Annotated in this window: 11 protein-coding genes; 2 read left to right on the top strand and 9 right to left on the bottom strand. The window is 66.1% G+C overall.

The features are described 5' to 3' along the window. Window positions 1-104: 104 nt before the first annotated feature. From thrC to coxB, 9 genes are all read right to left on the bottom strand, one after another. Window positions 105-1505, bottom strand: a complete 1401-nt coding sequence (gene thrC, locus L8G49_RS20660; protein WP_242187877.1) for a threonine synthase — start codon at window positions 1503-1505, stop codon at window positions 105-107. 11 nt (window positions 1506-1516) lie between these two features. After that, complete coding sequence (locus L8G49_RS20655; protein WP_242187876.1) at window positions 1517-2152, bottom strand: SURF1 family protein; 636 nt, start codon at window positions 2150-2152, stop codon at window positions 1517-1519. Further along, window positions 2149-2535, bottom strand: a complete 387-nt coding sequence (locus L8G49_RS20650) for a DUF983 domain-containing protein (RefSeq protein WP_242138249.1) — start codon at window positions 2533-2535, stop codon at window positions 2149-2151. Before L8G49_RS20650 ends, L8G49_RS20655 begins: the two co-directional genes overlap by 4 nt. Then, entirely contained in the window at window positions 2535-3395 is an 861-nt protein-coding gene (locus L8G49_RS20645; RefSeq protein WP_242138248.1) for a cytochrome c oxidase subunit 3, read from the bottom strand. The genes L8G49_RS20650 and L8G49_RS20645 overlap by 1 nt, the downstream gene beginning before the upstream one ends. A 47-nt stretch (window positions 3396-3442) precedes the next feature. Continuing rightward, a complete protein-coding gene (locus L8G49_RS20640) occupies window positions 3443-4000 on the bottom strand; it encodes a cytochrome c oxidase assembly protein (RefSeq protein ID WP_242138247.1) in 558 nt (185 codons plus the stop codon). Beyond that, the gene (locus L8G49_RS20635) at window positions 3997-4152 is read right to left on the bottom strand and encodes a hypothetical protein (protein WP_242187875.1); all 156 of its coding nucleotides are present in this window, start codon (window positions 4150-4152) and stop codon (window positions 3997-3999) included. The genes L8G49_RS20640 and L8G49_RS20635 overlap by 4 nt, the downstream gene beginning before the upstream one ends. Beyond that, the gene (locus tag L8G49_RS20630) at window positions 4149-5054 is read right to left on the bottom strand and encodes a heme o synthase (RefSeq protein WP_242187874.1); all 906 of its coding nucleotides are present in this window, start codon (window positions 5052-5054) and stop codon (window positions 4149-4151) included. The genes L8G49_RS20635 and L8G49_RS20630 overlap by 4 nt, the downstream gene beginning before the upstream one ends. Before the next feature lie 130 nt (window positions 5055-5184). After that, window positions 5185-6846: a cytochrome c oxidase subunit I gene (ctaD, locus tag L8G49_RS20625; protein WP_242187873.1), complete on the bottom strand. Its 1662-nt coding sequence runs from the start codon at window positions 6844-6846 to the stop codon at window positions 5185-5187. 3 nt (window positions 6847-6849) lie between these two features. Further along, a complete protein-coding gene (gene coxB / locus L8G49_RS20620; protein ID WP_242187872.1) occupies window positions 6850-7977 on the bottom strand; it encodes a cytochrome c oxidase subunit II in 1128 nt (375 codons plus the stop codon). A 229-nt stretch (window positions 7978-8206) separates the two neighbouring features. Between coxB and pyrE the strand changes: the two genes are divergently transcribed. Further along, window positions 8207-8788, top strand: a complete 582-nt coding sequence (pyrE, locus tag L8G49_RS20615; protein WP_242138242.1) for an orotate phosphoribosyltransferase — start codon at window positions 8207-8209, stop codon at window positions 8786-8788. Then, window positions 8785-9513: a pyridoxine 5'-phosphate synthase gene (locus tag L8G49_RS20610; RefSeq protein ID WP_242187871.1), complete on the top strand. Its 729-nt coding sequence runs from the start codon at window positions 8785-8787 to the stop codon at window positions 9511-9513. The genes pyrE and L8G49_RS20610 overlap by 4 nt, the downstream gene beginning before the upstream one ends. The last annotated feature ends 100 nt before the right edge of the window (window positions 9514-9613 follow it).

The raw sequence follows: 9613 nt of genomic DNA, 5'->3' as shown, positions 1-9613 counted from the left end.
CTGGGGGTGGGTCGGTGTGAAGAAAGCGCCGACGCCGCCACGAGCCGACCCACCCCCGGCCCCTCCCTTCCAGGGAGGGGAGACAGCGACACCGCAACGCGCCATCATTTCGCCGTCGCCCGCTCGGCGATATACGCCGTCACCGCGTCGAACGTCCCCGGCAACGTGTCATAGCGCTCCTCGCGGTCGAACAGGTCGCCGATCCGGGGCGGAAGGCCCGGCCGCTGCCCGGTCGCGCGCTCGACCGCGTCGCGGAACTTGGCGGCATGCGCGGTCGCCAGCGTCACCACCGGCACGTCGGCGGGGAGACCCGCCCGGTGCGCGGCCGCCAGCCCGATCGCGGTATGCGGGTCGATCACCTGCCCACTTCGCTCGCACGTCCGCCGCATCGCCAGCGCCATGTCGTCGAGATCGACGCTGTCGCTCGCAAACAGGGAGGCGGCACCGGCACGCTGCGCATTGGTCAGCTGCATCGCGCGCGTCGCCTCGAACCCCTGCATCTGCGCCGCGAGCGCGTGGCCATCGCGCCCGCCGAGATCGAACAGCAGGCGCTCGAAATTGCTCGACACCTGGATGTCCATCGACGGGCTCGGCGTCGGGATGACGCTCCGGCTCGAATAATCCCCGGTCGAAAAAGCGCGCGCGAGGATGTCGTTGACGTTTGTCGCGACGATCAGCTTGGCGACCGGCAGCCCCATCTTCGACGCGACATAGCCCGCGAACACGTCGCCGAAATTGCCCGTCGGGACCGAGAAGGCGACGGGCCGCTCGGGCGCGCCGAGCCGGACCGCCGAGTAGAAATAATAGACCACCTGCGCCATCAGCCGCGCCCAGTTGATCGAATTGACCGCCGACAGCGCGAACCGCTTCGAAAAGGCATCGTCGTTGAACATCGCCTTCACCAGCGCCTGCGCATCGTCGAAGCTCGAATCCTCGAGCGCGATATTGTAGATGTTGGGCGCGATCACCGTGGTCATCTGCCGCCGCTGGACGTCCGAGACGCGGCCCTTGGGGTGGAGCATGAACACGTCGACCCCGGCGCGCCCGGCGAGCGCATCGATCGCCGCCGATCCGGTATCGCCCGACGTCGCGCCGATCACGGTCAGTTGCTGGCTGGTCCCGGTCAGGAAGCGTTCGAACAGCAACCCGAGCAATTGCAGCGCGACGTCCTTGAACGCGAGCGTCGGGCCGTGGAACAGCTCGAGCAGCCAGTGCTGCGCATCGAGCTGGACGAGCGGCACGACTGCGGCGTGCGCAAACCGGCCGTACGCTTCCTCGCACAATCCGCGCAGCTCCGCCTCGCTCAGCGCATCGCCGACGAACGGCAACATCACCTGCACCGCGGTCTCGACATAGGAAAGCCCGCGCATCGCGGAGATCTGCTCCGGCGTGAACTGCGGCCAGCTTTCGGGGAGGTACAATCCGCCGTCGCTCGCCAGCCCGGCGAGGGTCACGTCACGGAAATCGAGTGCCGGCGCAGTGCCGCGCGTGCTGATATAGCGCATGGCGACTGCGGTTAGCGGGATGCGTCCGACTCGGCAACCGTGCGTCGCCGGAGCGCAAGCGCATAGATTATTGCGGCGATCGCGGCGAAGATGAACCATTGTACCGCGTAAGCGAGGTGGTTGTTGGGCACTGCCGACAGATCGGGTTGCGGATTCGGATCGAGCCCGGCGAGCGGCGGGTCGGCCACGAGCATCAGCGTCTTGGGCGCGGCGCTGCCGAACAGACCGGCGATCAGCGGCTGATGGTCGGGCGCGTGGCTGATATAGCCCGTGACCGGCCCGCCCTTCCACGACGGCCTGGCATGCGGATCCTTGCCGAACCCGAGCTGCACCGTGAAGCCCGGCCCTTCCGCGCCGGTACGGCAATGCGCGATCTGGCGCCAGCCCGTGCCACCGCGCGCATTGCGCCCGCCCTCGATCGCGAAGCTCACGGGCTCAAGGCATAAGGCACTGGAACGGCGGAATAAAAGCCCGTCGTCGACGGGGATTGCGGGGAAGGCGACCGGCGGCAGTGTGACGTTCCGCGCATAATGGGCGAGCAGCGCCGCCTTGTCCGCCCGCCGCCCGAGCTGCCACACGCCAAGTGCAACCATCGCAATGATTGCCAGCGCGACCAGAATCGTCGCGAAGACCGGAACGCGCTTCATGGCGGGGTGATTCGTCCCTCATGCGCGGCGTTGCGATACTCCGCCCCCAGCAGCGCCGCCTTGGCGACACGGAGCGACCCGACCACGCCGAACACCGTAATCGGCAGCCAGATAACGAGCTGAAGCCAGATCGGCGGCCCCCACGCCAGCTGGATCGCGATCGCGATCCCGACGATCAGCGCGCCCAGCACCAAGGTCAGGATCGCAGCGGGCCCGTCACCGACGTTGAACGCGCTGTAATCGAGCCCGCAGCGTGGGCACTTCGCAGCGAAGTCCAACCACCCGCGGAACAGACCCGGCGCGCCACAGCGCGGGCAAAGCCCTTTGAGCGCGGCGGCCGCCGGGTTCGGCGCGACGAAGGTCTGGCCCCGCTCCGGCGGCATCACCCGCTATGGACCGGCGCGCCCCAGCCGCCCCAGACATAGACGGTGACGAACAGGAACAGCCAGACCACGTCGACGAAGTGCCAGTACCACGCCGCCGCCTCGAACCCGAAATGCTGCTTGGGGGTGAAGTCGCCGCGATAGGTGCGGATCAGGCAGACGATCAGGAAGACCGTCCCGATCATCACGTGGAAGCCGTGGAACCCAGTCGACATGAAGAACGCCGCGCCATAGTTGAGCCCCTTGAACGGGAACGGCGCCTCCGAATATTCGAACGCCTGGATCGAGCTGAAGATCAGCCCCAGGATGATCGTCGCCCACAGCCCCTTCTTGAGCCCGTCGCGATCGCCGTGGATCAGCGCGTGATGCGCCCAGGTCACGGTGGTGCCGCTGGTGAGCAGGATCAGCGTGTTGAGCAGCGGGAACTTGAACGCGTCGATCACCTCGAGGCCCTTGGGCGGCCACTGCCCCGCGCCGCGCGCGACGTCGGCGATCAGGCTGACCTTCCCGTCGAGCACTTGCACGCCCGCCGGGAACAGGGAGAAATCGAAGAACGCCCAGAACCAGCCGACGAAGAACATTACTTCCGACGCAATGAACAGGATCATCCCGTAACGCAGGTGCAGCTGGACAACCGGGGTGTGATCCCCGGCATTCGCCTCGAGGATGACCTGCCGCCACCAGCCGTACATCACCGCGAGAACGCCAGCGAGCCCGGCGTAAAATACCAAGCCGCCGCCGACCGCGGAGTGCATCCACATGATCCCGCCCGACGCCATGGCAAGAGCGGCCATCGCTCCGGCCAGCGGCCAGATGCTTGGCGGCAGGATGTGGTAATCGTGGTTCTTGGCACCGGCCATGCTGCATCCCCGTCGTATGATCGTTGGATCGATCGGTTTTTACTACCCTAGCTTTTGGCTTTCGCCGAATCCACCGGGTAAAACGTGTAGCTCAAGGTGATTGTCTCGACGTCGTTTGCGTCCGGATCCGAGAGGATCTTCGGGTCGACGAAGAAGATCACCGGCATGCGCGCGGTCTCGCCTGGCTTGAGCGTCTGCTGGGTGAAGCAGAAGCACTGGATCTTGGTGAAATATTTGCCAGCCTGCGCGGGGGTCACGTTGAAGGTGGCGGTGCCGGTGATCGGCTTGTTCGAGGTGTTGGTGGCCGTAAAGAACGCCATGTCGCGCGCGCCGACGTCGACCGTGTCATACGGGTTCTCCGGCGAAAACTTCCACGGCATGTGCGGCGCGACATTGGTGTCGAAGTCGATCCGGATCTGGTGGTTCTTGACCGCCCCCGGCGCGACCGTCCCGCGTTGCGTCGTGCCGTTGAGGCCGGTCGCCTGGCAGAACATCCGGTACAGCGGGATACTCGCCCAGCCGAGCCCGGACATGAAGCAGATGCCCAGCACCGCAAGCATTGCGGTCCGCAGCTTGCGATCCATCCGGGCGATCGAACGGATCATGCGTGCGGCATCCCCGCTTTGATCTTGGCGATGCTGATCGCGAACACCAGGATCACGAACGCGAACAGGATGATCGCCAGTGCGGTCGCGCGTGCGCGCTGGCGCTTGCGGACCAGCGTCGCCTGTGCGGTCGGATCCGGAAGCTCGTTCATGCCAGGCACCGATCGGTTGCGAGGGTCGCGAAGATCGCGAGGATATAGCCGATCGAATAGACGAACAGCCAGCGTTCGGCCTTCATCGTCGCGGGCGTCTCCGCGCGCCGGACGACGACCCAGACGGTCAGTCCGAGGAAGACCGCCGACTGCACCGACGCCACGATTCCGTAGAGCGAGCCCGCGAGGCCGAGCGGCCAAGGAGAGATCGCCGCCGCGGTCATCAGCACTGCATAGAACAGCATCTGCGCGCGCGTCGTCCTGGCGCTCGCGACGACGGGCAGCATCGGCACGCCACCCTTGGCGTAATCGTCGCGGATCAGCAGCGCGAGCGCCCAGCTGTGCGGCGGGGTCCACAGGAAGATGATCGCGAACATCAGCAGCGGCAGCGTCGAGACCGACCCCGTCGCCGCGACCCAACCGATCAGCGGCGGAAACGCGCCCGCCGCGCCGCCGATCACGATGTTCTGAGGGGTCAGGCGCTTGAGGCCCACGGTATAGACGAGCACGTAGAACAGGATCGATACGGCCAACAGCGCGGCGGCGGGGATGTTGACCGCCAGCCCCATCAACAACACCGAGAACACGCCGAGCGCCACGCCGAACTGGAGCGCGGTCTCGCGCTCCATCTTGCCCGCGGGGAGCGGGCGCTTGGCGGTGCGCTTCATCAGCGCATCGATGTCGGACTCATACCATTGGTTGAGCGCGCCCGCCGCGCCCGCCGCAAGCGCGATGGCGAGGATCGCGGTGAAGGCGAGGACTGGGGGCAGCGATACCGGCGCGGCGAGCAATCCGCACAGCGCGGTGAACACGACCGAACGCATCACGCGGGGCTTGGTCAGCGCAAAGAAGTCGCGCCAGTCGGCGGGAAGGCTCGGGTTGGAAACGGTCACAACGGTCATTTACAAAATCCTCCCCTCCCGCTCGCGGGAGGGGCTGGGGGTGGGCTCGCGCTATCCCCTCGCGGAATCGGTCGGAGCAGAGCGCAGGGCCACCCCTACCCCTCCCGCACGCGGGAGGGGAGTTAAAACGTCAGTCGATCCGCGGAAGCGTCTCGAACTGGTGATACGGCGGCGGGCTAGACAGCGTCCATTCGAGCGTCGTTGCGCCTTCGCCCCACGGGCTGTCGCCAGCCTTCTTGCCACCGATCAGCGAGATGATGACGTTGACGAAGAACACCACCATCGAAGCCGCCATGATCATATAGCCGATGCTCGCGACCCAGTTCCACTGCGCAAGCGCATCGGCATAGTCGGGTACGCGGCGCTGCATGTTCTGCAAGCCCAGGAAATGCATCGGGAAGAACATCACGTTCACGCCCAGGAAGAACACCCAATAGTGCACCTGGCCGAGGAACTCGTTGTACATCTTCCCCGACATCTTCGGGAACCAGTAATAGAAGCCGCAGAACAGCGAGAACACTGCCCCCAGCGACAGCACGTAGTGGAAATGCGCCACCACATAATAGCTGTCCTGCATGTAATCGTCGATGCCGCCGTTGGCGAGCACGACGCCGGTCACGCCACCGACCGTGAACATGAAGATGAACCCGATCGCCCACAGCATCGGCGTCTTGAAGGTGAGCGAGCCACCCCACATCGTCGCGATCCACGAGAAGATCTTGATGCCGGTCGGCACCGCGATCACCATCGTCGCTGCGGTGAAGTACATCTTGGTGTTCACGCTGAGACCGGTCGTGAACATGTGGTGCGCCCACACGACGAAGCCGACCACGCCGATCGCGACCATCGCATAGGCCATGCCGAGATAGCCGAAGACGGGCTTCTTCGAGAAGGTCGAGATCACCTGGCTGACGATGCCGAAGCCCGGCAGAATCATGATGTAGACCTCGGGGTGGCCGAAGAACCAGAACAGATGCTGGTACAGCACCGGATCGCCGCCACCCGCCGGATCGAAGAAGGTCGTGCCGAAGTTGCGGTCGGTCAGCAGCATCGTGATTGCGGCGGCGAGCACCGGGAGTGCCAGCAGCAGCAGGAAGGCGGTGACCAACACCGACCACACGAACAGCGGCATCTTGTGCAGCGTCATGCCCGGCGCACGCATGTTGAAGATCGTTGTGATGAAGTTGATCGCGCCGAGGATCGAAGATGCGCCCGCAAGGTGGAGCGCGAGGATCGCCATGTCGGTCGACGGCCCCGGCTCGCCATAGGTCGAGAGCGGCGCGTAGAGCGTCCAGCCATTGCCCGCACCACCGAAGAACGGCGATGCCAGCAGCAGCGTGAAGGCGGGAATGAGCAGCCAGAACGACACGTTGTTCATTCGCGGGAAGGCCATGTCGGGCGCGCCGATCATGATGGGTACGAACCAGTTACCGAACCCGCCGATCATCGCGGGCATCACCATGAAGAACACCATGATCAGGCCATGCGCGGTAATCAGCACGTTCCACAGATGGAGCGAATGATCGAGCCCCTGCTCGCCACCGGGCAGGAAGCTCGCCCAATAGCCGAGATACTGGATCCCGGGATGCGCCAGTTCGGCGCGCATCAGGCCCGAGATACCGCCCCCGATGATCCCCGCGACGATCGCGAAGATCAGGTACAGCGTCCCGATGTCCTTGTGGTTGGTCGACATGAACCAACGCGCGAAGAACGGCATGTCATGCGCGTCATGCGCATGGGCGTCGTCGTGATGCGCTTCGAAGGCGCTGGGGGTCAGGGCGGTATCGGTCATGACTCAGTTCCCTGCGGAAGCATTGGCGGCGGGGGCAGCGACCGGGCTGGCACCGGCGACGGGCGCCACGGCCGGCAGCGCCGCGGCCGCGGCGTTGCCGATCGCGGTCGGCTCGCCCGTCGCGACGGCGGACGGGGTCTTGGCGACCGGCGCTGCAGGCGCGCCATTGGCGGGCATCGTCCCGCCCTTGGCCTTGACCCACGCGGCGAACACCGCCGGGGGCACTGCCTCGACGGTGATCGGCATATAGCCGTGCCGTGCGCCGCACAGTTCGGAGCAGACACCGAAATAGACGCCGGGCTTCTCGATCGTGAAGCTGGTCTCGTTGAGGCGACCCGGGATGGCGTCGAGCTTGATCCAGAACGCCGGGATTTCCCAGCTGTGGATCACGTCATTGGAGGTGGTGATCAGCCGGATCGGCTGGCCGACCGGCAGCACCACCCGATTATCGGTCGCGAGCAGCCGCGGCCCGTCGACCGCGGCGCGGGCGCGTTCGCCCTTGCCGACCTGATCGGCCTCTTTCAGCATGTTCGACGTGATCGAAAACCCGCCGTTGCCGGGATATTCGTAAGACCAATACCATTGGTTGCCGATCGCTTTCAACACGACCGCATTCTTGGGCGCGGGCTTGTACTGCGCCTGCAACAACCCGATCGACGGCAGCGCGAGCCCGAGCAGGATCAGCACCGGGATGCCGGTCCAGGCGACCTCGAGGATGGTGTTGTGCGAGGTCTTGGACGCGACGGGGTTCGCTGCCCGGCGGAACCGCACGATCACAAGGCCGAGCAACGCGAGCACGAACAGCGAGATGACGGTGATGACCGGCATCAGCAGCGCATTGTGGAACCACGCCGCCTGCCGTCCGGTCTTGGTGACCTGCGGCTGGAGCGAGATATGGCCAAGCACCGGCTGCCCGATATTGGGGTCGATCCCCATCGCGGGCGCGCCGTCGACCGCGAGCATCGGGTCAGTTGCCGCGGACGGTGTAGCAGGCGCTGCGGCAGCGGGCGCCGGCGTGACTTCGGGCTTGGAAACGGTAACGACCGGAGCGGCTTGTGGCGCGGCTTGAACCGCCCCTGTAGCAACCATCGCGAGGCCCGCGGCCAGCACGATCGACTTGAATCCGATCATACGCATCCTCTGTTTCTACCCCTGGCGACTCCACCGACTATACGACGACAATCCGGCGGGGATACGCCTTTTTCTTTTGGGCCTATAAGCGGACTATGCCGATGCCTCAAGTCGCGCAGGCCGTTTTTATGGAACGCGTTTTTGCCGCGCCACGCTTTTTACGGGCATATCGTTGCGTCAGGCGGCACTGCCCCGTAATCAGGCCGCCGCAATCACTGGACCGCAAGCAATGACCGAAGACGATGTTCTGGCCGAATTCCGTGCCGCCGAGGCGTTGCTGGAAGGACACTTCATCCTGTCGTCCGGCCTGCGATCTTCCCGCTACCTGCAATGCGCGCGCGTGCTGATGGATCCGGCGCGCGGCGCACGGCTGGCGGAAGCGCTGGCGGCCCGGATCCCGGAGCATGTCCGCAGCACGATCGCGGCGGTCGTGTCGCCCGCGATGGGGGGCGTGATCGCCGGTCACGAGATGGGCCGCGCGCTCGGCGTCCCCGCGATGTTCCTCGAACGTCCCGACGGCACGTTCGAGCTTCGCCGTGGCTTCCGGCTCGAACCGGGCACCAGGGTACTGATGATGGAAGACGTCGTCACCACCGGCCTGTCGTCGCGCGAGGCGATCGCCGCGATCGCGCGGGCGGGCGGCGAGACGGTCGCGGCGGGCGCGCTGGTCGATCGGTCGAACGGCACCGCCGATCTCGGCGTGCCCTTCTTCCCGCTGATCCGGCTCGACGTGCCGACCTACAGCGCCGACGCGCTTCCGCCCGAACTCGCCGCGATCCCCGCGATCAAGCCCGGCAGCCGCGCGGCATGACCGGGGCGCTGCGTCTGGGGGTCAACATCGATCACGTCGCGACCGTGCGCAACGCGCGCGGCTCGGGCTATCCCGATCCGGTCCGGGCCGCACTGCTGGCCGCCGAATCGGGTGCGGACGGGATCACCGCACACCTGCGCGAGGACCGCCGGCACATCACCGACGACGATATTGCGCGGCTCTCGTCCGAATTGACGATACCGCTCAATCTCGAGATGGCGGCGACCGCGGAGATGCTCGACATCGCGTTGCGGCACCGTCCGCACGCAGCGTGCATCGTCCCCGAAAAACGCGAGGAACGCACCACCGAGGGCGGACTCGACGCGGCGGGACAGTTCGCGATGCTCCAGCCGCTGGTAGCACAGCTGGGTGCCGCCGGGATCCGCGTCTCGCTGTTCGTCGAACCGAGCGCGGCGCAGATCGACGCGGCACTCCGGCTCGGCGCGCCGGTCGTGGAACTCCACACCGGGCGCTATTGCGAGCTGGAAGGCGCGGCGCAGGCAGACGAACTCCGTCGCATCGCCGATGCCGCCGCGCTCGCCGTCAAGAACGGGATCGAGGTCCATGCCGGCCATGGTCTCACGCTTGCCAATGTCGCGCCGATCGCCGCAATCCCGCAGATTCGCGAGCTCAACATCGGGCACAGCCTGATCGCGGATGCGATTTTCGTGGGGCTGGACGACGCGGTCCGAGCGATGCGCGCCGCAATGGATTCGGCGCGGTGAAGCGCGCCACATTCTCCGCTCCCCGCTTGCGGGGAGAGGGGCTGCAATGAGCGCAGCGCGGCCGGACTGCCCCTCTCCCCAGCCCTCTCCCCGCAAGCGG

It is taken from the genome of Sphingomonas sp. CARO-RG-8B-R24-01, assembly GCF_022662295.1.
Lineage (GTDB): Bacteria > Pseudomonadota > Alphaproteobacteria > Sphingomonadales > Sphingomonadaceae > Sphingomonas.
This window is presented reverse-complemented; position numbering and strand designations above follow the sequence as displayed.

Excerpts from the sequence above, each read along its gene's own strand:
- L8G49_RS20630 (WP_242187874.1), bottom strand. The coding sequence starts at position 5,054 with ATGACCGTTGTGACCGTTTCCAACCCGAGCCTTCCCGCCGACTGGCGC.
- pyrE (WP_242138242.1), top strand. The coding sequence starts at position 8,207 with ATGACCGAAGACGATGTTCTGGCCGAATTCCGTGCCGCCGAGGCGTTG.
- L8G49_RS20635 (WP_242187875.1), bottom strand. The coding sequence starts at position 4,152 with ATGAACGAGCTTCCGGATCCGACCGCACAGGCGACGCTGGTCCGCAAG.
- L8G49_RS20645 (WP_242138248.1), bottom strand. The coding sequence starts at position 3,395 with ATGGCCGGTGCCAAGAACCACGATTACCACATCCTGCCGCCAAGCATC.
- L8G49_RS20650 (WP_242138249.1), bottom strand. The coding sequence starts at position 2,535 with ATGCCGCCGGAGCGGGGCCAGACCTTCGTCGCGCCGAACCCGGCGGCC.
- L8G49_RS20610 (WP_242187871.1), top strand. The coding sequence starts at position 8,785 with ATGACCGGGGCGCTGCGTCTGGGGGTCAACATCGATCACGTCGCGACC.
- L8G49_RS20640 (WP_242138247.1), bottom strand. The coding sequence starts at position 4,000 with ATGATCCGTTCGATCGCCCGGATGGATCGCAAGCTGCGGACCGCAATG.
- L8G49_RS20655 (WP_242187876.1), bottom strand. The coding sequence starts at position 2,152 with ATGAAGCGCGTTCCGGTCTTCGCGACGATTCTGGTCGCGCTGGCAATC.
- coxB (WP_242187872.1), bottom strand. The coding sequence starts at position 7,977 with ATGATCGGATTCAAGTCGATCGTGCTGGCCGCGGGCCTCGCGATGGTT.
- thrC (WP_242187877.1), bottom strand. The coding sequence starts at position 1,505 with ATGCGCTATATCAGCACGCGCGGCACTGCGCCGGCACTCGATTTCCGT.
- ctaD (WP_242187873.1), bottom strand. The coding sequence starts at position 6,846 with ATGACCGATACCGCCCTGACCCCCAGCGCCTTCGAAGCGCATCACGAC.